This is a genomic window from Rhizobium tumorigenes (genome assembly GCF_003240565.2).
In the GTDB taxonomy this organism is placed as follows: Bacteria; Pseudomonadota; Alphaproteobacteria; order Rhizobiales; family Rhizobiaceae; genus Rhizobium; species Rhizobium tumorigenes.
Window position 1 is genome coordinate 301,123 of sequence record NZ_CP117257.1, and the last position, 25,043, is coordinate 326,165.

General features: G+C 55.7%; 16 protein-coding genes and 2 pseudogenes. 7 read left to right on the forward strand and 11 right to left on the reverse strand.

What is annotated here, in order from left to right:
- Positions 1 to 340 precede the first annotated feature (340 nt).
- Both PR017_RS22950 and PR017_RS22955 read right to left on the reverse strand, forming a co-directional pair.
- Positions 341 to 3,490, reverse strand: coding sequence for a zeta toxin family protein (locus PR017_RS22950; RefSeq protein ID WP_111221651.1), 3,150 nt, complete (start codon positions 3,488 to 3,490; stop codon positions 341 to 343).
- Entirely contained in the window at positions 3,480 to 3,824 is a 345-nt protein-coding gene (locus PR017_RS22955) for a hypothetical protein (RefSeq protein ID WP_111221650.1), read from the reverse strand. The genes PR017_RS22950 and PR017_RS22955 overlap by 11 nt, the downstream gene beginning before the upstream one ends.
- Positions 3,825 to 4,046: 222 nt before the next feature.
- Between PR017_RS22955 and PR017_RS22960 the strand changes: the two are divergent.
- A pseudogene (locus tag PR017_RS22960) lies at positions 4,047 to 4,653 on the forward strand (IS630 family transposase); the annotation flags it as partial.
- 74 nt (positions 4,654 to 4,727) lie between these two features.
- Here PR017_RS22960 and PR017_RS22965 read toward each other — a convergent pair.
- The 7 genes from PR017_RS22965 to PR017_RS22995 form a co-directional block, all read right to left on the reverse strand.
- A complete protein-coding gene (locus PR017_RS22965) occupies positions 4,728 to 6,158 on the reverse strand; it encodes an aldehyde dehydrogenase family protein (protein ID WP_240539094.1) in 1,431 nt (476 codons plus the stop codon).
- Between the two features lie 290 nt (positions 6,159 to 6,448).
- Complete coding sequence (locus PR017_RS22970; protein WP_111221649.1) at positions 6,449 to 7,372, reverse strand: alcohol dehydrogenase catalytic domain-containing protein; 924 nt, start codon at positions 7,370 to 7,372, stop codon at positions 6,449 to 6,451.
- Positions 7,373 to 7,665: 293 nt separating this feature from the next.
- Positions 7,666 to 9,021: an MmgE/PrpD family protein gene (locus PR017_RS22975; RefSeq protein ID WP_111221653.1), complete on the reverse strand. Its 1,356-nt coding sequence runs from the start codon at positions 9,019 to 9,021 to the stop codon at positions 7,666 to 7,668.
- Positions 9,022 to 9,029: 8 nt separating this feature from the next.
- On the reverse strand, positions 9,030 to 10,820 hold the full coding sequence (locus PR017_RS22980; protein ID WP_111221648.1) for an ABC transporter ATP-binding protein: 1,791 nt from the start codon (positions 10,818 to 10,820) through the stop codon (positions 9,030 to 9,032).
- Positions 10,820 to 11,701 (reverse strand): ABC transporter permease, encoded by an 882-nt coding sequence (locus PR017_RS22985; RefSeq protein WP_111221647.1) that lies wholly within the window; start codon positions 11,699 to 11,701, stop codon positions 10,820 to 10,822. Before PR017_RS22985 ends, PR017_RS22980 begins: the two co-directional genes overlap by 1 nt.
- Positions 11,698 to 12,639, reverse strand: coding sequence for an ABC transporter permease (locus PR017_RS22990; protein ID WP_111221646.1), 942 nt, complete (start codon positions 12,637 to 12,639; stop codon positions 11,698 to 11,700). The genes PR017_RS22985 and PR017_RS22990 overlap by 4 nt, the downstream gene beginning before the upstream one ends.
- Before the next feature lie 229 nt (positions 12,640 to 12,868).
- Positions 12,869 to 13,636 (reverse strand): IclR family transcriptional regulator, encoded by a 768-nt coding sequence (locus PR017_RS22995; protein WP_111221645.1) that lies wholly within the window; start codon positions 13,634 to 13,636, stop codon positions 12,869 to 12,871.
- A gap of 488 nt (positions 13,637 to 14,124) precedes the next feature.
- Here PR017_RS22995 and PR017_RS23000 point away from each other — a divergent pair, with 488 nt between their 5' ends.
- The 4 genes from PR017_RS23000 (at position 14,125) to PR017_RS23015 (ending at position 18,897) form a co-directional block, all read left to right on the forward strand.
- Positions 14,125 to 15,480 (forward strand): MmgE/PrpD family protein, encoded by a 1,356-nt coding sequence (locus PR017_RS23000; protein ID WP_111221644.1) that lies wholly within the window; start codon positions 14,125 to 14,127, stop codon positions 15,478 to 15,480.
- A 112-nt stretch (positions 15,481 to 15,592) separates the two neighbouring features.
- Positions 15,593 to 16,450, forward strand: coding sequence for an N-formylglutamate amidohydrolase (locus tag PR017_RS23005; RefSeq protein WP_111221643.1), 858 nt, complete (start codon positions 15,593 to 15,595; stop codon positions 16,448 to 16,450).
- Between the two features lie 25 nt (positions 16,451 to 16,475).
- Positions 16,476 to 17,804 carry an NAD(P)/FAD-dependent oxidoreductase gene (locus PR017_RS23010; RefSeq protein WP_111221652.1) on the forward strand — a complete coding sequence of 443 codons (1,329 nt, stop codon included), beginning with the start codon at positions 16,476 to 16,478 and terminating at the stop codon, positions 17,802 to 17,804.
- Positions 17,805 to 18,147: 343 nt separating this feature from the next.
- On the forward strand, positions 18,148 to 18,897 hold the full coding sequence (locus PR017_RS23015; RefSeq protein WP_111221642.1) for an IclR family transcriptional regulator: 750 nt from the start codon (positions 18,148 to 18,150) through the stop codon (positions 18,895 to 18,897).
- 141 nt (positions 18,898 to 19,038) lie between these two features.
- Here PR017_RS23015 and PR017_RS23020 read toward each other — a convergent pair whose 3' ends face one another.
- The gene (locus PR017_RS23020) at positions 19,039 to 20,607 is read right to left on the reverse strand and encodes an ABC transporter substrate-binding protein (RefSeq protein WP_111221641.1); all 1,569 of its coding nucleotides are present in this window, start codon (positions 20,605 to 20,607) and stop codon (positions 19,039 to 19,041) included.
- A 340-nt stretch (positions 20,608 to 20,947) separates the two neighbouring features.
- A pseudogene (locus tag PR017_RS23025) lies at positions 20,948 to 22,432 on the reverse strand (NAD-dependent succinate-semialdehyde dehydrogenase).
- 241 nt (positions 22,433 to 22,673) lie between these two features.
- Here PR017_RS23025 and PR017_RS23030 point away from each other — a divergent pair.
- Positions 22,674 to 23,537: a tyrosine-type recombinase/integrase gene (locus PR017_RS23030; RefSeq protein WP_111220930.1), complete on the forward strand. Its 864-nt coding sequence runs from the start codon at positions 22,674 to 22,676 to the stop codon at positions 23,535 to 23,537.
- A gap of 4 nt (positions 23,538 to 23,541) precedes the next feature.
- The gene (locus PR017_RS23035; RefSeq protein ID WP_111220929.1) at positions 23,542 to 24,729 is read left to right on the forward strand and encodes an IS91 family transposase; all 1,188 of its coding nucleotides are present in this window, start codon (positions 23,542 to 23,544) and stop codon (positions 24,727 to 24,729) included.
- The last annotated feature ends 314 nt before the right edge of the window (positions 24,730 to 25,043 follow it).

Here is a 25,043-nt window from a genome sequence, read left to right on the forward strand (position 1 = left end):
GGCATTAAATCCCCTCGTGGATATCGAGGGGACACATGCCAAGGTTGCTGACCCAGGGGAACTTGAGTGCCGAAAACTGGCCGGTTATTGATTGGAATGGTGGCCGGCTTCAAATCAGAGTGGCGGCTGGTCAATGATTGGAATGGCGGCCGGCTTCAGAGCGGAATCCGCAGCTTCTGTCATGGTGACGCCGGCTGAAGGGTGTCCAGGCCATTCGATCTCTCCGTATTTGTCGCAAAATACAAAGAATCTGATTGTCGCCCTTCACTCAACCCCGAGCACGCACGCCATTCTTGAACAGACACTTAGGGTTGGGGTGTTGCTGCAAACAATCCAGGATTCATCTTCCATAACCTTCGCGCGAACGGGGTTCTAGCGCCCTCATATGCGGCTGTCTCCGACCATCCTTGTCACTCCAGTTCAAGGCAACTTCCATTGCGGGGTGTCCAGCCACGTTGGCCATCGGTCCCTGGCTGCCGCTGGCGCTGGGCTTCACATCCCCAACCGGCGTTGACATAACGGGTCTACCAAGATCGTCACGCCTTTTCGCAGCAACAAGATTACCTGACCCGTCAGAAGCACTTGCGAGATCATTTCTTGCGCTTGAACTGTCCATAGTCGGCACCGGATGAGTGCTTTCTACCAACTTGTTATAAATATGCTCGGCTCCCTGAAACGACAAAGAAACGGTATGATCGACATCGGAGACAGCCGGGGTGACTAATGGGTGGCCAACCGACGGGGCAGAAGAGTTACCGAAACCGGATCGTGTATGAATTCCAGGCGCGACTTGTTGCTGACCATTTTGAACAGCAGTGATTGCGGCCCGCGCCGAGTGTTCGACGCGCAACCATTGGGCCTCCGTTAAATCGGGGAAGTCTTCGAGACGTGGCTGTAATGAGGACCGCACCTTCGGTGGATGCTCGTTAAACGGTCTGGTGGGTATCGTGCTACACATCTTTCTCTCTATGCATTCGACAGCGGCTCGCGGCACCCGTAAGGATTTATCCCAGTGAGATTTGATGATTGCATCGATTTCCTCCAAGGCGGCGGTGGTTAGCCAAGAGTCGTCATCGAATTCTGCTCCCGAGGAGCTCGGCGCTTGCTGTGGGTGGCCACCAGACTTACCAATGAGTGGCTCCTGGTTAGCGGGCATCATGTCATTCCTCTCAGACACATCCACTTTCTGGAAAGCGTCGCCAAATCTGGGCTTGTGCAGATCCATGACAATAGTCTCCACCGCTGAGGGCTTCTTGGAAAGCGATTCGCACGCGGCATCGATCTCTGCCAGGACCGTGTCGGTGAACTCAGGGAAATCGGGGAAATCGTCGGGGCTCGTTTGTGGCAAAATGTTCGCATGCGGTGCGAGGTCATGAGAAAATCTGACGGCCGCACCGCCATCGCCACCCCTCCCCTGTTCGTCCGAGCGGGCACTGCTGAGACCGTCGAGAATTTCAATGTATGGGCTATGAGAACTTGCCTCAGCACCCGAAACAGCAGTGGTTACATGCGCGGAAAGACCCTGAGCTTCGTGGCCAAAGCGCAGGTTGACCGCTGAATCTTCGAGCTCCTCTAGCCTTTGGGTCGACGCCGAGATGATGTCACCCGAATTTCTATCAGTCTCGTAACCGGTATCTCTCCCGAACCATTCTGCGGGTGGGCCCGAATAGAAAGTGGACACAGAGGTAGCATCTGGAGACGCCGAGCTTTCCTGCGATGCTCTGTCTGCCGATGTCTGAACATCGTTCATGCCCGCCTCGGGCAGACCTTGTCTGCTAGCCAAATGCGCGAGCCTCGTCTCGCCGTTTACGGGCGAAGACGGCGAGATAGTATTGAACTCTAGGTCTAAGCTTCCCTGCCGCTGAGTGACCGATCCGCTTGCCTCGGAGGGGTGCTGACTTTCGCGCGGTCGCGTTGTTCCTAGTGTCGCTAAATCCGACAAGAGACCAGGTTCCCCGCTGCGCCTGTCGGGGTTTTCACCTGGAAGCTCACGTAAGTACCGCGTAGCGATGCGGAAATCGCCGTTATTACGTCGCGAAATCACGGGTGCATTCGCTCTGGCTTCGGAAGGTCCTAACGACACCGCAACGGTCTCACGAGGCAGGTTTGAAGATCTATCTGGATCACGCGCCATTTGATTGTTTAGTTCAATAGGCCTGTGAAAATGGTTTTTGACCTCAACAAGAAATTTAGGACGTTTTTGGTTGACAGATGGTGGTCGCTGGTCATGGCTTTCGAAGCCGTCAGCAATTTGCGTAATACTTTTTTTGTCAGGGGTGGTTTGCAGCCGCTTGGTGGTAGAGCTCTCGGCTAGCGCATCCCCTCTAAATCCCGAACCGTCCCAGATACGGGCTTTTTTGACTTCATTAGATTTTGCGATCACACCTTGAAACTCCGTGGTGATCGCGTGCTGAAGAGAACGATGGACAGATGCCATCCTCTCGGAAAACGCCTCTTCAAAAGTTTCTTTCTGGAATTCACCTCGCTTACTTTTGTGGCTACCTATAAGGGCAATGTCGCGCTGTAAATTCATTGAAAACTTTCTAGAAAACTCTCGCAGAAAGTCGTCTTTTGTTTTGTGTGAGCTCAAGTCGCTTTGCTCTGCAAGCCTTAGCGCTACGCCGCGTTGAAAAGAAGTAACTGGAAGATCAGCAGAATCTGGATGTTGGGCAAACGCAGCGCTTCGACAGAGACGACTCCAAACGCTCCCAACCCAGTGCTGCTGTCTCTCTTCCAGCGGACGATTGCGAACATTCATCAGCGCACGTAAAGCGTCTGGTTTTCGCTCCCAAGTGGACGCTCCGCTATTTCCTGCGACTTGCTCATTCTCGAAAACCGTCGCGCCGTCGCGGGTTACAATTGCAATTTTGTCAAACGTCTTATTGTTTTCGACGTCGAAAGCTACACGTGGCCACATTGAGTAGTAGTGATCATGCGTGTCAGCGTCCGTTAATACACTTGACGCTATGTATCTTTTTTCTATTGCTTTCTCAAAACGATCGTGAATAGCTGTGAAACTAGTTATTCTATCCGTCGCGACAATATTCAATTCTGTTTTATAACCACATAGGCGAGCTTTCTTTAGAAGAGACCTATATTGATGTGGAGAGTAGCATGACTCCAGTATTATGTTTGCTTTATTTTCTATACCGCGATCAAATAGTTTGTGATACCATTCGGTGATAGCAGACGAATTCTGTCGCTCTACCAAATGCGAGCCATTCATGAGGGCAGTGTTGTTGCCAGGAATGTATGCGTTGAGATCGTCCGGTATTATCAGTTGGGTACTTTCACTTCCGAATCTGCTTCTGATTTGGCGAACCATAGTGCTCTTACCTGCACCGGGTTGACCGCTCACTACCGCAAAAGTAGGCTTTGCAACAGGTGGTCCAAACGCTCCGATTGCTGGAATTATTTGGTTTTCGAATATCTCCTGTCGGTCTGGCGGGGACAGAGACACCGATCTATCAACTCTGAGGTCATCCTTCATTGTCGCGTGGCTCCTCAAAATTCGTGAGCCACGGATCAACAAATATTTTGACGAAATGGTTCAATTCCTCGGTCTGCCGTGCTGCCTCTACAGCGCTACCGTTGAGACCTTCCAATTGACGGGAAAATTCGATACGTTTTGCGTCAGCTAAGGCATATCGGGATGCGAGGTCCACGAAGCGTTCGTGGCCTCCGTACTTAAAGGTGATGAGCCTTGAGGTGAGTGCTCCCAACAGATCGTGAGCATCGTTAATAATCTCAAATGCCAATTTGTCGCGGTAGCACTTTGAAAGCCCAAGTTCACCACCCAGTCGGCAATCCACTTTTGGAATCATGGTAACACTCCAGGTTAAATTGATTTAGTAAAATACACCATCCAGTAATACTTTCTGATTACAAACAAGGCCTTCGTTGTTACATATGAAATTTGGAAACAATCCCAACGACGCCTGCGCTTGCCTGCCGCTTTTGCCGTCTGATGCAGGGTGAAGCGCATTCAGATCGACGTTGCGGATTTCGCTAAATCGGGACAGGGATTTCAGTAAGATCCCATGGGAGTGATCGGCCTCTATGTTGACCCGCCAGCCCACGCCGTCGTGTTGTCGGTCGATGAGAAAAGCCAAATCCAGGCGCTCGACCGCACCCAGCCGGGCCTGCCGATGAAGAAGGGCCGGCTCGGCACCATGACCCACGACTATAAGCGGCACGGCACAACCACGCTGTTTGCCGCCCTCAACGTTCTCGACGGTACGGTCACCGGCCGCAACATGCCAACATGCAGCGTCATCAGGAGTTTATTCGCTTCCTCAACGCCATTAACGCCCAGGTGCCGGACGACAAGGCTGTCCACGTCATTCTCGACAACTATGCTGCCCACAAGCATCCTAAGGCGAGAGCCTGGCTCGACCGTCACGAGCGTTTCACCTTCCACTTCACTTTGACCTTAAGCTCATGGCTCAACGCGGTGGAGGGTTTCTTCGCCAGGCTGTCGAAGCGGCGTCTGAATCGCGGCGTTTTCCATTCCGTCGTCGATCTTCAGGCCGCCATCAACCGGTTCCTCGTTGAGCACAACAAAAAGCCAAACCCTTCACTTGGACCGCCGATCCCGACAAAATAATCGCCGCCTTTAAACGCGGGCACCAAGCGTTAGTTTCCATCCACTAGCGTGCCTTCCGATCCGCGTGAAGTGGATTGCGCTGCGACCTTGTTCGCGAAAGGAATCGAGTAAGCCCTTAGACTCAGCCCGCGACGAGTTTCGTTTCGAGGAATTCCTCCATGCCCCAACGCCCGCCTTCGCGCCCATTGCCGGACTGCTTGTAGCCGCCGAAGGGTGTGCCAGGCGCGCGCGCGGAACCGTTGAGCTGTACCATGCCGGCTCGGACATTCCTGGCCACACGCTTGCCCTTCGCGGCGTCTTCCGTGTGAATGTATGCCGAAAGGCCATACACGGTGTCGTTTGCTAGCTCTATCGCCTCCTCTTCGCTATCGAACGGTGTGATCGCGAGAACAGGTCCGAACACTTCATCGCGGAACAGAGAATGTTCGGGCGAAACGCCCGCGAACACGGTCGGGCTGACAAAGTATCCGTGCTGATGATGCTCGGGCCGGCCGCGCCCTCCGGTGACAAGGTTTACGCCTTCACCGACAGCCTGATCGATGCAACTCAGGACCTTGTCGTACTGCACCTTCGATGAAAGCGGCCCGATGTGGGTGCCAGGGAGATCGGCTCGTTCTACGACAATTCCTTCTGCCACTTCCGTGGCAATATTAACCGCACGATCATAGACGCTGCGCTCGACCAGCATGCGGGTCGATGCATTGCACGATTGCCCGGTGTTGTTAAAGCAGAAGTTCGCGGTCCAACGCACAGCCTTTTCGACGTCCGCATCAGCGAAAACGATACTAGGCGACTTTCCGCCCAGTTCGAGTGAAACGCGCTTGATGCTTGGTGCGGCAGCTTGCGAAATCGCAATGCCGGCACGTGTCGAACCGGTAAAGGAGATAACGTCGACGTCCGGATGTGAGACCATGGCAGCTCCCGTCACAGCGCCAGTGCCTTGCACAAGGTTGAAAACACCCTTTGGCAAATTGGCAGCCTCGACGATTTCGGCGAAGATCTGACCGGACACTGGCGATACTTCCGAAGGCTTTAGTACCACGGTGCAACCTGCAGCCAAAGCCGCGCCAACTTTCAGGGTAATCTGGTTGAGCGGCCAGTTCCATGGAGTGATAAGTGCTGCGACGCCAACCGCTTCACGCAGGATTTCTTGGTTTTCGATCCCGACGAGAGCCGGCTCGGCAAAATGGAATTCCTGCAGGGCTTTGATGAACGCGCGCAAATGGTTTGCTCCAGCGCCGACCTGGCTTGTACGAGCGAAGTCGATCGGAGCACCCATTTCCGCTGCGAGCGCACTCGCCAGATCTTCGGTCCGGGCTACATAGGCATCCAGAAGCCGGTTCAGGGCATCGACACGAACGCTCGTTTCGGAGGTGCTCCAAGCCGGCAGAGCCTTTTTCGCGGCCTTAACAGCGCTATCAACGTCGTCTGCGGATGCGATGTGAAACTCAGCGAATGCTTCCTCGGTGGACGGATTCACAGCCCAGAAGGTTCGCCCGCCTGTCGTTGGCTGCCAGATGTTGTCGATATAAATGCTCGGGCGAGGTGCCATTGCAGTACCCTTTCGTTGGTTGTTGTTGACGGGCCGTCTCCAATTCGAAGATCATGCCGCTCGACTTGGAAACGTGGACTTCTTGCCTACCGACCTGACTTCTGTCCGATTGAAAGGCCAGGCCGAAAATAAACCAAGAGACAGAATGTTGCGGCCCGTCGGTGGTGTTGTAGGCTTGTGCGTCAGTTGATCAGAACGATCCGACCATCGACCCGACCCTGCTCAAGGCGTAACATCGCTTCATTGACTTCGGACATCTCCATCGGCTTCAGGACCCCTTCCTCCGCAAGTCAGTTCACATCCTTGAGGTCCTCTGTTGTCCCGGTGATGCTGCCGATGATCGAAAGCCCGGTCACTGCCAAGGTGTAGAGAGGAACGACTAGTTCACCGCCATAAAGCCCGACCTGGATAGTTCGCCCGCCCTTTCGTAAAATACTGAAGGCCAGCCCGGAGGTTTCCCGATTATTGACGAAATCCAGTACGGCGCTAACCTTGCCGCCTTTGACCTCGATCACCTTTGCCGCGGTGTCATCGCCCGCGAGAGCCAAGAAGTGGTCTGCGCCTTCGCCCAAAGCGAGATTGCGTTTGGCATCTGATTTATCAATGACCAAGATCTTGTTTTCTGTCAGCGCTCTCAGGATGGCGACGGCCTGAAGACCGAGACCGCCTACCCCGATGACAACTACCAGCTGTTCCGGCGCGACTGGCATGATCTTGCGGATGGCGGACCGAACTGTAACGCCAGAGCAAGCGTATGTTGCCGCCAAAACCGGATCGATAGTGCCGGTCGCAGCAAGGTATCGCGAATGTGGCACGATCACATCGGCGAAACCGCCGTGTTGCATGAAGCCAAGGCTGCGACTTCCGACAGCGCAAACATTGTCGCGATCGTTAAGGCAATCGTCGCATTTCCCGCAGCCGAGCCACGGGTAGACAATGACCTGGTCGCCCATCTTTACGCCCTCAGCGTCCGGACCAAGGGCTGATACCTTGCCGACAATCTCGTGGCCCATGGCGATCGGATTTTCCGGCTGGGGCCGTTGCAACACACCACGGCTTCCGAAGTCAGTCACGCCCTGCCAGGTATGCAGATCCGAGTGGCAGACTGCGCAGTATGTTACATTAACGATAACCTGCGTTCCAGTCGCCCCAGGCGTTGCGATCTCGACAGCTTCCAACTTGCTATGATGTGTCCTGTTCAGCCAAGCCTTCATCTTTTCCTCCAAAGTTTCATAGAATGGGCGCGGCACGCGCGGGGTGGCACCAGACCTATCCGTGCTCGGACAGAACCATCGCTCGCGCAGGCCCTTGCGCCGGTTACCAGAATGGTTGCAGCGACCCCCGTCGCAAGCCGCTCCTGTCTCATTAATCCTCAAAACACGTCGCCTCGGTCACCGGCGCACCGACGTTCAGTCCAGTGTTTGCTGCAATGCTCGGCTGGACGCAAACAACAGGTACGCAAGAGGTAGCGCTAGCAAGGTGTTGGCTAGTAGTTTAGCTTCGACATTCACTCGAGTTCCCTCATACCCTCCGGGTCAAGTGGAGTGGAAGGTTCCGCAAGGGTGTCGAACAATGGCTTGAAGCCGCTGACAGGCAAGTTATCGAGTGCTGCCAGAATCCGGGCGCGGCGCTCTTCTTTCAGCACCTGCGCACCGAGCAGTTGAAATTTCTCTTTTACTTGCTCGTAAGACATTGGATTGGCCACATCCCCGAGTGGATAAAGAACCGTCAGGACTTCTTCGCCCTCACCCTGATCCATGATCACCCGGCAAGGCGTTCCCTTTGGAAAGCTCGCGGCGAAATCCATGTGGGCCAGCAAGACGGTACGCGCCGAGAGTTCGAGAACGAGTGGATCCTTGAGGTGACTAGGATCGACTGGCTGCAAGGCTCGACTACCGTAGATGGCTGCAAGCGCACAGCTGAAGTGATAGCTGTATTGTGCACCTTCCAGCGTTGCAGGGTTACGCTCGTTCGACAGTTTAAGCCCCTCGGCAAATGTCTCGATGCGAAGGCTAACGATCGGAACACCTGGTCGGCGTAGTTCAAGTATGGCGTCGATAGCCGCGTGCATGTAGCGGCAGCACGCATACGGCTTCAGATAACAATCTTCGAGCCACCAATGAATGCCGAGATCGCCGGTAAGAACCGCGCGCGTGTAGCGCTTCCCATCGTCCAGGAGGTCAAGCGGACCGGTCGCTCCAGCCTGAGCGCGGAAGGCCGCCGTCAGCCCTGTCACGACAGCTGGCGGAATGCATTCCTTGACGGTGTTGCCGTCGGCCTTAGAGACCGCTTCGTTGATACCTATCGGGCCTTCGGCGCCGGCGATCCCGATTGCATTGGCCATCTGAAAAGTGGTCAGTTTCAGGAGACGCCCTGCGCCTGCCGCAACACCGAAGTTTACCCAGCGACCGCTGATATAGGTGTCGATCGTTTCCGTCGGGCGAGCAGTGGCAACGCGCAATGCGATGTCATAGCCAACCGCAATTGCCTCAAAGATCTCCTCGTCGCTCGCGCCTATTTGTTGTGCGACGGCCAGAACAGCCGGAATAATTCCAGCACCAGGATGCCCGGCTGCGCCACGGTGACCGTCATCGAGATCGAGAGCACTCGCGGCTGCGGAATTCGCCATAGCCGCACCGACGATAGAGAGGCTCCGATCGGTCAACCAGACATCGACCGGACCTTGACCATAGGCGGCATAGGCGGCCTTTCTGGCCGCGATAGCCAAGTCGGAGTTGAATCCCGCCGCACTCGCCGCGAGAAGGTCTGTGATGAGTACCGCGCAAGCTTGCCGTGCGGAGTGTGGAAGGCTACCAGCCGGATGGGTAGCCGCGAAATTCGCAAGTTCCTGAATAGCGTGCATGACTGGCATCACCTAGAGCTGAGCGATGGCGCGGGGCGGCGAATGAAATGGCCGGCGCTCTTAATATTCCAGAGCGCTGGTTCCGGCACGAAACCGATGGGCTTCATCGGGCTGATTGGTGGTGGCGCCTGTCGCCTTGCCGCCGGTCGAACCAGCCGTTGACCCGGATGGGTAATCGGAATGGCGGAAAGCAAGCGCTGGGTATAGTCATGACCAGGGCGCCCGATTACGTCATCCCTGCTGCCGATCTCAACCAGTTCACCAAAGTACATAACGGCAACCCGATCACAGATTTTCTCGACGGCCGCCATGTCGTGGCTGATGAACAGATACGAAATATCGAATTCCTTTTGTAGGCTCATCATCAGTTCGATAATCTGGGCCTTTACTGCAACGTCCAGAGCAGAAACGGCTTCGTCGGCTATAATGAGCTTCGGCGCCATTGCCAAAGCACGCGCGATGCAGATGCGCTGGCGTTGGCCGCCGGAGAATTCATGGGGCAGGCTATTGGCGCGGTTGGTGGGGATCCCGACCTTGTCGAGCAGCCACTCCATTTTCTCGGTCAGTGCTTTGCCGGATGCAATCCCGTGTACTTTCATTGGCTCGATGATCGCTGAGCCGATAGTCTGGCGACTATCGAGCGACCCAAATGGATCCTGGAAGATCATCTGAACATCACGGCGCATCCGCGCCAGACTTTTATGATCGGAGTAGTCAATCAAATTACCATCGACCGTGATCGTGCCGCCATGCCGCGATACGAGATCGATGATGGCCTTGCCAATCGTTGACTTACCGGAGCCCGACTCCCCGACAAGGCCGAGCGTCTCCCCCTTACCGATCGCGAATGAGACACCTTCCACAGCATGGACATGGCCCAGTCTGCGGCCGAACAACCCGCCGGTATGAACAAATCTAACCGAGAGATCACGCACCTCAAGAAGGGGCTTGTCACCTTTGCAGTTGAGCGGAAGGACGTCGAGTTCTGACGCTGCCGCATTTTCGATATCGATTTTACCGGCAATCGAGGGTGCTGCTTCGATCAGGATCCGGGTATAATCGCTTTCCGGCTCGCTGAAGATTTTGTTGACCGAACCTGCTTCGATCTGCTGACCGCTTCGCATTACCAGGACATGATCGGCGACCTCGGCGACAACACCCATATCATGCGTGATGAACAAGACGGCTGTCTTCGTGTCCTGCTGTAGATCTTTGAGAAGTCGAAGGATCTGCGCCTGAACGGTAACGTCAAGTGCGGTGGTCGGCTCGTCGGCTATGATCAGTGCGGGGTTGCAAGCGAGAGCCATGGCTATCACAACGCGCTGACGCATGCCGCCCGAGAACATGTGCGGGTAGTTGTCGATCCGCCGTTCCGGGTCGGGGATACCGACTTTCTTAAGCATTTCGAGAACCGCGTCGCGAAGAGCCCGGCCCTTCAATCCTCGGTGAATCCGGATGGCTTCGGCGATCTGATCTCCGACGCGCTGAACGGGATTGAGTGACGTCATCGGCTCCTGGAAGATCATGCTGATCTTGCCACCCCTGATCTGGCGCATCTCTGCTTCAGGCAGGTCGAGCAATTCTTTGCCATTAAGGCGGATCGACCCGCTCCCCTTGGCGGATCCTTCGGGGAGAAGGCCCATAATCGCCAGTGAGGTGACGCTCTTTCCCGATCCGGATTCACCGACGACCGCCAAGGTTGAGCCTGCGGCAATAACGAAGCTGAGATCGTGGACGATCGGCTTGCTGCCGAATGAGATCTTGAGATTTTTGACTGAAAGTACAGCGTGCTCGGACATCAGGAAGCATCCTTCAAACGAGGATCGATAATATCGCGAAGACCATCGCCCATGAGGTTAAAAGCCAGGACGAGGAGAAGGATGCCAAGGCTAGGAAACAGAGCAAGGTGCGGCGAGCTGAGAATGTTTTCAAAGCCGTCGCGAACCATTCCACCCCATGTCGGAGCCGGCGGAGCTATTCCAAGACCGACAAAGGCCAAGGAGGCTTCCGTTCTAACCGCGCTTGCCATCCAGAGTGACGCCATAACCATGATTTCGGGAAGAATGGCTGGCAAGATATGCCGATAGAGGGTTCGGTTTGAAGAAAAGCCCATCGCGCGGCAGGCTTGCACATATTCTCGGTCGCGTTGGGTAATCACGGCAGCGCGGGTGACCCGGGCAAAGGCCGGGATAGAGGTAAAAGCAATCGCGGCAACGATATTGGTCGTCGTCGCTCCCATCAGGGCAACGAGTGCGATGCCCAAAATGAGCGAAGGGAAAGCTAAAACGACGTCCATGATCTGCATCAAGACGATGTCGAGACGGCCGCCCCTGAAACCTGCAATCATTCCGATGAACGTACCAATGGCCATGGCAACCACAACGGCCAAGAAGCCGATGATCAGTGAGTAGCGCGCTCCATAGAGCATGCGGGTCCAGATGTCTCGGCCGAATTGGTCAGTACCAAAGATGTGGGCAGTACTCGGCGAAGCGAGCTGGTCCACGATGTTCTGTTTGGCTGGCGGATAAGGAGACAGCTGGGGAGCGAATATCGCACCTACAACGAGGAGTACGATGATGAGCAAACCTGCCCACGTGGAGAAATTGATCCGGCGAATGACGGCCTGGCTCTTTTCAAGCCGGCTCTCGGAGCGCTTTAGCGTTACTTCGGAGCTTGTCATTTGTATTGAACCCTAGGATCGAGGAAGCCATACGCAAGGTCGGTCGCGAGGTTCACGACAACCACGATGAAGGTATAGACAACGATCATCCCCTGCAGCAGCGTATAGTCGCGCTGGCTCAAAGCCGTCAGGATGAGTTTTCCAAGACCTGGCCGGGAGAAGACGATTTCGGTCAGAACCGAGTTACCGATCAGAATGCCGAGATAAAGGCCGACAATTGTTGTGATCGGAACAAGGCAGTTACCGAGACCATGGCGCCATATGACGGCGCTGTGGTGCACCCCCTTGGCTCGGGCAGTTCTCACGAAGTCCTGACTCAATACTTCCAGCATCGCCGAGCGCGTAACGCGGGTGACGTAGGCCATCATGATCAAAGCAAGAGAGACGGCAGGCAGCACCATCTGCCAGAGACGGTCGCCGATTCCTTCTCCCGTCCCTGCACTGATGACAGGGAACCACCGAAGTTTAATTGAAAATGCGATCAGCAGAACGATGGCCGATACGAACCCAGGAAGTGACAGGCCAAGCAGCGAAACAAAGCGGAGAATGTAATCCACGGCTCTGTTGCGATATACGGCTGCCCATACGCCTGCGGGAACACCGAAGACGACGCCAAGCAGCAATCCAGCAAATGTCAGCTCCAGTGTATACGGCAAGACCGACATAACCTCTTCAGTCACGGGGCGTCCTGAGACCATCGATGTGCCAAGGTCACCCTTGAGCGCATTGAGCAGGAAATGGCCGTACTGAACGAGTACCGGTTGATCGAGCCCAAGTCGCGTGCGCATCGCGTCGATGCTCTCGGGACTGGCCTGATCGCCGAGGATCATCTGGACCGGATCGCCGGGCAGCACTCGGACCATGAGAAAGACGAGCGTCAAAACGCTAATCAACGTGATAACGGCAAAGCAAATTCGCTTTGCTAGATATAATAACATTTAGACCTGCTCCCCTGACACGCTTTAGGCAATTGGCCTATGCGAGTTCTGATACGCATCTAGCTATAGCTACTGCGAGCAAGACCAGAATTAACGAGATTCAATTCGCTGTCAACAAATTCTCTTATTTAATATTTTTTGATCATAATAATTACGATATTTAGAATTTATGGTTGAGGAGTTGTCTCTAATCAATAACATGAGGGGAGCGCGGTGCGGGACCTGAGTCTCAACTTCGAACGATCTTCTCGATGCTGTCCACCTCGGCTTTCAACAATTCGATGATGTGGGCCCTGCGCGAGGCGGTCAGGAGGTCGGTTGGCAGGTTCACACTCAATGCTGTTGTGGAAAGGCCGTTGAAGTTTCTTACAGGAATGGAAAGAGCGGAGAGACCGGCAATCAGAGTTGACTGAGTCTCGGCGTAACCACGCTCTTTTGCCTCAGACACTGTGGCCGCGATCAAGGCTCGCGTGAGGTCGTAACGCTCGTAGGAAGGTTCGTTCGCGCATGTGAGCGCTTCAACGTTGCTTTGCTCCAGTATGGACATGATTGCGATAGAGGCCGCGCCCACCCCCATGGGCACCATGCTCCCGACGTTATCTGTAAGTGTGGGGAAATTCTGGCCGGCCCACACGCGATCAACCACGATGACATGATGATCGTTGCGGCACATCAGGAAGACGGTAGCACCCACCTCCTCGCTGATGCGAACCAGCGCAGGTCGGGCAATAGACCGAATGCCTGCGGCGTCTGCAGCTTTGACGCCGAGCGCAAAGAGTTCAATGCCGAGTCTGAGACTCATCTTATGATCGAGCCGCTCGAGCCATCCGTTTTTCTCGAATGCTCTCGCGAGGCGGTAGATCGTCGGCACGCTCATGTTCAAGGCGGCCGCGATGTCTTTCACCTTGGCGCCGTCTGACCCTGCCGCTGAAATGAACTTCAGCAATGCGATCGACTTGCCGATAACCTGTGCGCCCTCGACGCTTTTCTCACTCACAAATCATCTCCCCAGCCCTAAACTCGCCAAATTATCACAATATGATACGCTTTTTATTTTCTAAATCATATTGTAATTATATTTTTCAATGATAGCTTCACTTTCAAGAAAGAAAACTAATCTCTGTCCCAGGGGACGAACTGTTCGACACAGCTTCCGGCGATGATTCGTTGCGAGATGATCAAGCTCCGTGGGCAGTTCACAGAGTGCCTTTGGAGAGTATTCGACAGTCAGTTCCAGGATCGAGCAGACCAACCTCAAGTCGCTGCACCGTCAATTCTCTTTATTAACCTCAGCATTCCTTGTGTTCCTGCTCGAACGCGTCATGGGGCTCGCTAGCGCACCAGATTGTGCCTGTCGAAGGTATACAAATAAAGGATCCGCGGTGCTCGAGTGTTCCTCACCTCGCACAGACTAAGAAGCCTCCGGAAAATGGCTCGAACACCTCTTATGGTCAGTGCTTTAAAACAAACGGTGTCCTCAATATTATGCATGCAATCGAACGACTTGCCACCTTTGCCGCCACCCATTCTGCCGGTAGCCTCCCGCAAGCGACCAAAGATATTTGCTCAATCCTGATCACGGATCTTCTTGCCGCGACGGCCGCAGGCCTGCACTCGGACCTTGCAGTCGCTGCGCGCCGTGCTGCCATTGCGAGCTACGGAAAAGGCCGGTCTACGGTTTGGATGACTGATCACTCTCTTTCGATCGGTGGCGCGGCAATGGCGAATGCGGCGGCCGCGAGCGCCCTCGACATTGACGACGGCCATCGGGGCGCCGCTGGCCATCCAGGTGCAGGCATCATCCCGGCAGCCATCGCGGTCGGTCAGGCAATCGGGTCGTCCGACGAAGACATCTTTGAAGCGATCGCGATCGGTTACGATGTAGCCCTGCGTGTTGCGACCGCCCGCCCAACGGAGACCATCGACAGCTATGCGAGCGGCCGCTGGGTTAACTTTGGCGTCGCTGCAGCCGCAGGTAGGCTTTTGAAGCTCTCGCCTTTCCAGATGGCGAACGCAATCGGCATCGCAGGCGCGGAAGGTCCGATCGGATACAAGAAGGGTACTTCGCGCTATCAGGGGAGCACCGTCAAGGAACTCATTCCGCCAGCGGTCGTCGCTGGATTGACCGCAGCGTTCCGTGCCCAGGCTGGGGCAACAGGGCCTCTCGATCTGCTCGACAACGAGACGCTCTATACCCGTTCTGTTTTGACGGGCGAACTCGGCGGACATTGGTGGATTGGTGACTGCTATCTGAAGCCGTACGCCTGCTGCCGTTACATGCATGGTGCTGTCGACGCGATCCTCAAAATGCGCCGGCCAGAAGCACCGATCAAGAGTCTTCGGATTGAGACCTTCCAGCGCGGAACCGAGCTCTCAAACGAACGCGAGCCACGTTCCCTCGAGGGCGCGCAATACAGCTATTATTTCAGCTGCGCCCTGGCGGCGTTACGGGGACGTCAGGCTCTTCAGCCAATGGACCCTGCGAGCCTGCGGGACCCGGAAATTCTCGAACTGTCCTCTCGCATCGACATGGTCGCACACACGGATTTCGATGACAGCTTTCCAAAAGGCACACCGTCCCGGGTCATCATTGACCAGGGCATCGGGCCGGAGAGCCACACGGTATTCTTTCCGCTCGGCGATGTCGCGAATCCGATGAACGCCGAACAGGTCATGGAGAAGTTCCGCTTGATCGGTGCGGCAAGCCTCACCGAAGACGGGCAGAACACCATTCTCGCCGCGATCTCAACGCTGACGATAGATGGTTTCGCCCCATTGCTTTCCGCCCTTGCGGACCGAGTCGGCCAGATCTCAAGCCCAGCAGTAGTTGAGGTCGCCTAAAGTCCGAAGCCATCTGAAAACTGAGGCAGAGCAAGCGCGGGACAGGGCAAAAATTCGCATCGCGTTTCGCCCTGAACGAATATCGGCTCACGCCACACCGGAGACTTTTGAAATGCTTATGAATGTCAAATCTGGGGTCTACACGCGTATCGACCCAACTGCGGCTGCCGCACCTGTCCTGTTCGAGACGCCGAGAAGCGGCGGAAAGTATCCTCACGATTTTCGCACGATTGCTCTCCTGAAGGATCTGCAACGTTCGATCTCGATGTACGTCGAAGAATGCTACCTGGATGTCGTCGACAGCGGCGCCACCTGGCTCTTCGCGGAATTCCCAAACATCTACATCGATCTCAACAGGAATGAACTCGATATCGACCCGAGTCAGCTGACCGGCAAATGGCCTGTGGCTCTTCAGCCAGGCCCTAAGACGAAGACGGGAATTGGTCTCATCCCCACGGTCTGCGCTGGAACAAAGCCTGTCTACGATGCGCCTCTCTCGGTCACCGAGGTCGCAAACCGTATCGACAACTACTACTGGCCCTACCACAACGAGGTGACCCGCCTTCTGAAGAAGTTTAAAGCCGAGCACGGTGGCGCTTATCATCTGAGCTGCCATTCGATGCCTGCCTTGCCCTCGCCGAGCGCTCCGGACGCAGGCCAGCACCGATCGGACTTCGATCTGGGAGATCGCAACGGCCAGACCAGCGGCAAGGATCTTCTTGAACTCGCAACCGAAGTCTTACGGGGCTTCGGGTATCGGGTGACGCATAACGCGCATTTCATCGGAGCAGAAGCTGTCCGCAAGCACGGCAACCCAGCCGAAAACATTCATAGCCTGCAGATCGAGATGAACCGCAGTCTCTACATGAACGAAGCAACATCTTTGCGCAGCGAAAATCTGCCCGAGGTCGGACAACATCTCAAGACGCTGGCTGCACGTATCGCCGACCACGCGCGCGCGAAGGGTTGATCTAATGGTCGATCTATCACGCGATATCCCATTCAAACTCGTACGGGTGGACAGCAATGACAGGCTGCCGGAGCAAGCCGATGTCGTCGTGATCGGCGGCGGCATCGCCGGCATTTCGGCGGCATATTATATTGCCAGGAAGGGACACAGCGTCGCCGTCGTCGAAAAGGGCGTTGTTGCGGCCGAACAATCCAGCAGAAACTGGGGTTGGGTACGGCAGCAGAACCGCGACGAGCGCGAACTACCCTTGGCAAAGTGGTCGCTCGCGGCATGGCAGGAATTGTCAGACGAAATCGGTCCGGACCTAAGCTTCGTCCGCAAGGGACTGATGTATGTCACAAGCAGCGAGAAGGAGCTCACCGCCTGGGAAAAATGGGTGAAGATGGCGGGCGGCTATGGGGTTCCAAGCGGCATGGTATCAAGTGCTGGAATCAAGGCTGCGGCTACCGGCTCCACTACGCAATGGATCGGCGGCGTTCATTCTCCGACCGACGGATTTGCCGAACCGACAATGGCGTGCTCGGCCATCGCGAAGGCGGCCCAGGGGCATGGAGCAACGATCCACCAGAATTGCGCCGCCAGAGGCATCGAAACCCAGGCAGGCCAGATACACAGCGTCGTAACCGAAAAGGGCAGCATCCGCACATCAAGGGTCTTGTGCGCCGCCGGTGCCTGGACATCAATGTTCTTCCGCTGGCATGGGATCAGCTTCCCGCAGGTCGGTGTGAGGGCCACTGCTTTCGCGACCATGCCCGGAGCGAAGGTCATCGAGGGTGGTTTTTCAACACCATCGTTCACATTCAGACCGCGCGCTGAGGGCGGATATACCGTCTCTATCCGCGGACGAGCAAAGGTCGAATTGACGCCTCAGGCCTTCCGGTATGCCCAGCAATTCATGCCCATGTTCAAGGCACGATGGTCGACGAGCCTATCACTTGGGATCAGCCGTTTCGCGATAATCGGGCCGGAGGCCTTGGCACGGTGGACTCTAAATAGCGTTTCGCCTTTCGAGAAAATGCGGGTGCTCAATCCAGCACCGGACGCGAAGACCGTTGAGCTGGCCATGAAGGCGTTGATGGAAAGCTTCCCAGAGCTGTCAGGGATCGGCGTTTCCCACGCTTGGGGAAGCTGGATCGACTCGACGCCGGATGCGGTCGCAACGATCGGTCCGGTTCCGCAATTGCCCGGTCTATACGTCGCGTCGGGTTTTAGCGGGCATGGATTTGGTGTTGGACCGGGTGCAGGCCGGCTCGCAGCAGATCTGATCGCCAACGACGATCCGATCGTTGATCCTACCCCATTGCGGTTCACCCGCTTCTCTGAGCATGACGTGGGCGCTCCGGCGGCCATGTAAGTACACCTCCCACGCCTTCGGGCCGTGAATTCCAAGCCCATCCCATATCGTGGCGACTGCATCGCGACGCGACTCGCGTGATGCCTGCCGCGAATGAGATGGGCATTTTGCGTATTTGGATATAAATTGAACGCGCACGATCCCGGTACAGGCACTGCGATTCCTCGATCCACATCTTATGTGCTGTTTCGTCAACCGCAATTTCGGGCAAACAGGGATCTGAACCATTCTAGCGTTTGACAGAATTGTGCGTTTGGACGAAGTATTAGAACTCGCCCGCGCAAATTCTGATAGTTGTCACGATCGAGCGAAAATCGTTCTCTTAACTGGAATCTTTTGATCGATGAAATTTTCTGCGTCATCTTCGAATGCCGAACGCGCTCTCGACATACTGCTTCTGCTCGGAGAGGTGGGGCCAGAGGGTTACAGCCTTGCCGAGATCGCGAGCCGCATAGGCACTGCAAAACCCGCAGCACATCGCACATTGGCAGCTATGGTGTCGAAGGGTTTTGCTGAACCAACCGAGCGTTACGGCCACTATCGACTGGGCACTGCGGTCCCGATGCTTGCGCGCCGGCAGGAAAGACTGGAGCCTCTTGTCCAGAGATATCGTCCCGGGATGACAGAATTTGCTCGCAGGACCGGGTTTAATGTCTATCTCATCGTTCAGTCTGGTATCGACGCGATCTGTGCTGAGATGATCAGCCGCTCCTCACGACATCAGTTTGCCATGGGCCTTGGTGCCCGAGTTCCAATGGGCGTGGGAGCCGGCAGCCTAGCCTTGATGTCGCTGCTTTCGGAAAATGTCGTTGAGCAGATCCTCGACGCAAATGCCGAGCGATATCAGGCACATCCTTCGATCCGTCCCGTGGATCGTGACATTATTCGCAATCAGGTTATTGAAGCCAAGCATCGCGGATACGCAGTAAATCAGGGCTTTTTCTTTTTCGGAGAAGGCGGCGTAGGCCTGCCGCGGATGGCTTCAGGCATGTACGAGATCAATATGGCCTTCTCCTTCAATGCACCGCTCGACATGATGAATGAAGCTTGGGTCGAAGATCAGGTCGGTCAATTGCGCGAATGCCTGCCGTAACGTAACGCGACCCGACTGATCGGTCCGCCACTGCGACACGCTGACAAAATCGTGCCTCTTACACATAGAGAGGCCGGACAGCGGCTAGCTGTCCGGCCCCAAGGCCCTTGAGCCTTTGAATGTTAGAACGCTTACAGCGCTCTAGTCTTCGAAATGGGTTGCTTCAGTCACCATCGGGCCGAGAGACATCGAGCCTTTGAGGTCAAAGCCCCAGTTGAGCTTCTGAGTGTGGACCCAAACCTGGCTTGTTTCAGTGATTGGGATCGCACATACGTTTTTTAGGATCAGTCTTTGAGCCTCTTGCCACAGGGCAATTTGCTTGGCTGGATCGATCTCCGTTCTCGCTTCTCTGATCTGCTTGTCCGCGACATTGCAATGGCTGAAGTTGGTGATGCCACCCGGCTGCCCGACAATCGAGGCAGAGTCGTAGAATTGGGTGAGGAAGATGTCCGCGATGGGGAAGCGTGCCGCTCCGTAGAGAACGACCGGGCTCAGGTCCTTGCGGATCATCTGATGCCAGCTCGCATGCTCGACGGGCTGTAACTGGATATGAATATCGCTATCTTCGGCCTGCCCCTGCAGAACCTGAGCAGTCGTTTCGTATTCCGGTAACTGGCTTGAAAGCATCGTGAACGTCAATCCGTTCGCAAAGCCGGCTTCCTTGAGAAGCGCTTTTGCTTTTTCTGGGTCGTTCGGGAAGACGCCAGCGTCCTTCAGGTAACCCAGATTGTTCGATGGGACCACGGACGTTGGGCGAATCGTGAAACGCGCACCCTTGAATTCCGCGACTGCTTCCGGGTTGACCGCATAGGCGAGCGCCTGTCGAACACGGATATCATCGAAGGGCGGCATCGTTATGTTGATATGGAGCAAACTAACTTCAGCCGGATAGAACACGTCGATAACTGCGCCGGGTAGAGGTTCGGTCCGCTGCAGCCAGTTCTTGTTGGCGAGACCTGCGGCAGCCTCGATCTCACCAGCGACGAAAGCTAGGTCACGCGACGCATTGTTATTGATGAAGCGGTAATTCAGTGCGCTCAGCTTGGGGGCACCGCGGAAATAGTCCTTGTTTGCGGCGAAGTTGACGTTCTGCCCTGAGACGATTGACTTGACCTCGAATGGGCCAAACCCGACCGGAGCGCGAGCAAAACCGTCCTCTCGCTCTTCGAGAGCCTTCTTTGAGATGATGAAGCCGCCGGCATAGTTCGTTACAAGGCCCAGCAAGTTCGGCACGCGCCGCGCAAGTGTGATGCGGACGGTGTGAGGATCGACCGCTTCGACCTTGTCGAAAGCCGCGAAATCGGCAGAAAATGCGGACCGCTTCGGATCGCGAGCCTTGTCGAGGCTAAACACGACGTCATCCGCGGTGACTTCGCCATAGCCAGCCTGCCATTTGACACCGGAACGCAACTTGAATGTCCATACGAGCTTGTCGTCGCTAGATTGCCAGCTCTCTGCCAAATCGGGTTCGAGCGTTGCCGGATCGGTTGATCCCGGAGCAAACCGGACGAGTGCGCCGTAAATCCATGCGACCAGAGTTCTGTCGGATGTACTCGTTGCGTAGTGCGGATCGAGTGTGCCGACATCATTTGCCGCCGCACCCAATGTCAGTGTTGTCTTGGCGGCAAATGCGGGCGAAGGCCCTATTACAGCGCCAGCAAATAGGCTGGCTAGAACCAGCGCGCCGAAACCAATTTTCGCATTTTTCATGAGTTCCCTCTCCATTGAACGAAAGTGCATGCAAAAGCCCGGCCGAAACCACAGCCAACCGTCCGTAGCTCACGACCTAAACCTCTTCAGGTTGTTAAGTTTTTCGAGGGTAAGACCCGAGCGCGCTCCAGCTACACCTCTCACCCTAGAACGACTGGTTCATAGCCAGGCGCTTAGGGGCAGTTCCCACTTTTCTTTTCGTTGCCTGAAACTCACCAGAGATTTCGGTATGTGTCAACGCAATTCTTTTATTCGATATTCTAGATCTCAGTCGTTCTATTATTTAGAATTTATTAGAAGTGACGCGTAATGTCCGTGTTCCGAGTGCAGTGTAGGGAGGTCAGTGTTCAATGCTCAAGCAGAGATATTTGATTTCGACATAGTCATCGATTCCGTATTTAGAACCCTCTCTGCCCTATCCCGACTGTTTGATGCCGCCGAAGGGCGCCACCTCCGTGGAAATCAGCCCTGTGTTGATCCCCACCATTCCGTATTCCAGAGCCTCCGCGACGCGGAATACCCGCGACAGATCTTTGGCATAAAAATAAGATGCCAGACCGAACTGCGTATCGTTGGCCATTTCGACAACGTCGTCTTCAGTCTCAAATCGGAATAGTGGCGCCACGGGACCGAAGGTCTCCTCCTTCGCCACTTTCATCGCGGAGGTTGCGCCTGTCAGAACGGTTGGCTGGAAAAACAGACCGCCACGCGCATCTCTCAACCCGCCAACTGATATCTCGCCCCCTTTTTCGAGTGCATCGGCAATGTGCTCCTCGACTTTGGCTACAGCCTTTTCAGTAATGAGCGGTCCAACCATGACGCCCTCCTCGAAGCCATCACCAACCTTCATTGTCGAAACACGAGCCGCGAGCTTCTCCGCGAACGCCTCATACACACCGGCCTGCACATAGAGCCGATTGGCACAAACGCAGGTCTGGCCATTGTTGCGGTATTTGGCGATCATCGCCCCCTCCACGGCCGCATCGAGATCGGCATCGTCGAAGACAATAAATGGCGCGTTGCCGCCAAGCTCCAGCCCGAGCTTCATGATCTGCTCAGCGCCTTGACGCATTAGGATCTTGCCGACATCTGTTGAGCCGGTGAAGGTCAGCTTCCTGACCTTGTCGTTTTCGGTGAATTCTCGACCAATATCGGCCGATTTTGTCGATGTCACGACGTTGAACAAGCCAGTCGGCAGCCCGGCCCGCTCTGAAAGAATTGCGACGGCAAGAGCTGATAGAGGCGTTTCCGACGCCGGCTTCGACACGATAGAGCAGCCAGCCGCGATGGCTGGGGCGAACTTTCGCGCCAGCATGGCATTAGGGAAGTTCCAGGGTGTAATCGAGGCAACAACGCCGATCGGCTGCTTCAGTACGCAGATGCGCTTGTCCTGCTGATGACCGGGAATCGTGTCACCGTAAATGCGCTTTGCCTCTTCGCCGAACCATTCCACATAGGAGGCACCATACAGGATTTCGCCTTTAGCCTCGGGGAGTGGCTTCCCCATTTCCGTGGTCAGAATGGCAGCTAGATCATCCGCATTCGCGATTATCAGATCATACAGCCTTCGCAGGACGCCTGCTCGCTCTTTCCCTGTTTTTTTCGCCCAAAGCTTCTGCGCCTTAAAAGCTGATTCAATGGCACGAGCGGCGTCCACGCGGCTCATATCGGGCAAAACGGCGATTACGTCGCCGGTCGACGGATTGGTAACCTCGAAACTAGCACCCTTCTCACCCGTTGCTTGCCACCGGCCAGCAATGAGTGCCTTATCTGTCGCAAGCGTGGGGTCCTTGAGTTTAGATTGAAGCGAATTGGAAATAGCCATAAATCGAACTTTTATTGCATGAGCATGTAAGCGCTCATGGCCGAGTCTGTTGTCGGAGATGCCGGTATAATCCCACACCGAGCCCGCCTCCAACGCTGCCGTCTAGAGCGTCGGGCGGTTTTTGTGAATCCGGCGATTGAACTAAGCCGCTGATCGCGGCGATTTGCGGCGGGCTTTGACGAGAGCGCCCTGACTGAGAGGATGGTTGTGTTGCAACCCACCCTTCAGACAGGAGGCCCCGATGGCTGAGATAAGCCCTCTTCGCCGCCGGATGATTGAGGACATGACGATCCGCAATTTGTCCCCGGCAACCCAAAGATCCTACATCAGTGCAGTCCGGAAGTTCAGCCGCTATTTCTCCCGATCACCTGATCGGCTTAATCTCGACGACATTCGCACGTTCCAGGTTCACCTTGTCTCGACGGGGATATCGTGGGCATCGTTAAATCAGATCGTGTGTGCTCTCCGATTTTTCTATGGCATTACCTTGGCCCAAGACGATGTCCCTGAGCGGATTCCATACGCGCGCAAACCCCGCAAGATCCCCGTTGTTCTGTCGGCGGACGAGGTGGCCCAATTTCTTGAGGCCGTCTCCAGTCTCAAGGCGCGTGTAGCGCTGACCACAGCTTATGCCGCTGGCCTCAGGGTCGGCGAGGTCTGTGGTCTGAAGATCGAGGATATCGACAGTTCCCGGATGGTGATCCATGTTCGTCATGGCAAAGGCGCCAAAGCCCGATACGTCATGCTGTCAAACGAGCTGCTGGGCATTTTACGCAGTTATTGGCGTCTATCGCGACCCACCGGGTTCCTTTTTCCAGGGCGCGATGCCGACAGGCCGATCGAACCGACCGTTTTGAACGCCGCCTGTCGTTCAGCGGTTGCCGCTACTGGCCTTTCAAAGCGGGTCACCGTCCATACGTTGCGGCATTCCTTTGCAACGCACCTTCTGGAGAACGGCACCGATATCCGGATCATCCAGGTCTTGCTTGGCCATGCCTATCTATCCAGCACTGCGCATTATGCACAGGTGTCCACCGACACCATCAGGTCGACCGCCAGTCCCCTTGACCGTTTGCGATTGGAGGTGACCCCGCCGGAAGCGTAGCAGGTTGCGTCCCGCCTTCGAAGTCGCCGACATCTTTCGGTGGCATGGTGGCCCTTACAGACGCGAGAACGCCGGTCATCTTGGCCGCAGCGAACGACGCGTCATGGGAGCAATAGAAGCCTGCCGGACACCCAGGCTCGGGGGTCATGTCGATGCTTGCGATCAGTGCGGCAGAACCCGCATCTCCTATAACTCATGTCGTAATCGCCACTGCCCAAAGTGTCAGGGAGCCGCTCGCAAGGATTGGGTCGACGCACGCATCGCCGATCTCTTGCCGGTCCCCTATTTCCATGTGGTCTTCACGCTACCACGTGATGTCGCTGACATCGCCTTCCAGAACAAGGCGGTCGTCTATGCATTGTTGATGCAGATCTCGGCCGAGACCCTGCAGACCATCGCAGCTAACCCCAAGTGGCTAGGCGCAGAGATCGGCGTCACCGGCGTACTTCACACCTGGGGCCAGGCGATGACCCACCATCCCCATGTCCACTGCGTCGTACCGGGCGGAGGCCTCTCACCAGACAGAACAAGGTGGATCAATTGCCGATCGGGCTTCTTTCTACCCGTGCGCGTGCTGTCACGTCTGTTTCGCCGACGCTTCCTGACAGCTCTCGCTGAAGCCTTTGCCAAAAACGAACTCCAATTCTTCAACGAACTCGCTCATCTCAACGATAGCAAGACATTCGCCCGCCATCTTGCCCGCGCTCGCAGCATCGAATGGGTGGTCTACTCAAAGCCCCCATTCGGCGGTCCAGATCAGGTACTTGCCTATCTTGGCCGCTACACCCATCGTGTTGCCATCGCAAACAGCCGCATCGTCCATGTCGATGACGACCATGTCGCCTTCAGATGGAAGGATTATCGTGGAGACGGTCGCGACCGTGAGAAGATCATGCGTCTTCATCCCCACGAGTTCATCCGGCGCTTTCTCCTTCATGTGCTTCCGGATGGCTTCCACCGCATGCGCCACTTTGGCTTCCTCGCCAATTGTCATCGGCGCGATCGTATCGCTCTCTGCAGAAGCCTCCTCGGCCAACCATCACCGACAGGCGAGCGATCCCATTCGACAAAATCTCAGCAGGCCCATTCCTTCGAATGCCCCGATTGTCAGCGTCCCATGCGTCGAACTGGCGTCACCGTTGCCCCTGTACCACCGCCTCGGCCATCATCCTTCTGGTGCGATACTTCATGATGTCAGACAACCGCAAACATCACAGCATATTCCCACTCGTCCAGCGCTGTGCCGGCGATCGATATCGCTCGACCCCCGCAAGATCGAACCGCTTCAGATCCCGGTACATTTGGCCCACAGGTTGCAAGGTCTCCGGCAAAACGCTCCCGAATGTCCATTCTCAGGATCAGCGACACCCTCGGAGCAATCGGGACGGCATGGTTCCGGCTCCGCCGACATAGGGCCGCTTCTCAATTCCCCATAGCAGCGTCCAACAACCCGCGTCTTAGTTCAATCCGGCTTACATGAGGCCGCCCGAACCCGCCGCGCTGTCC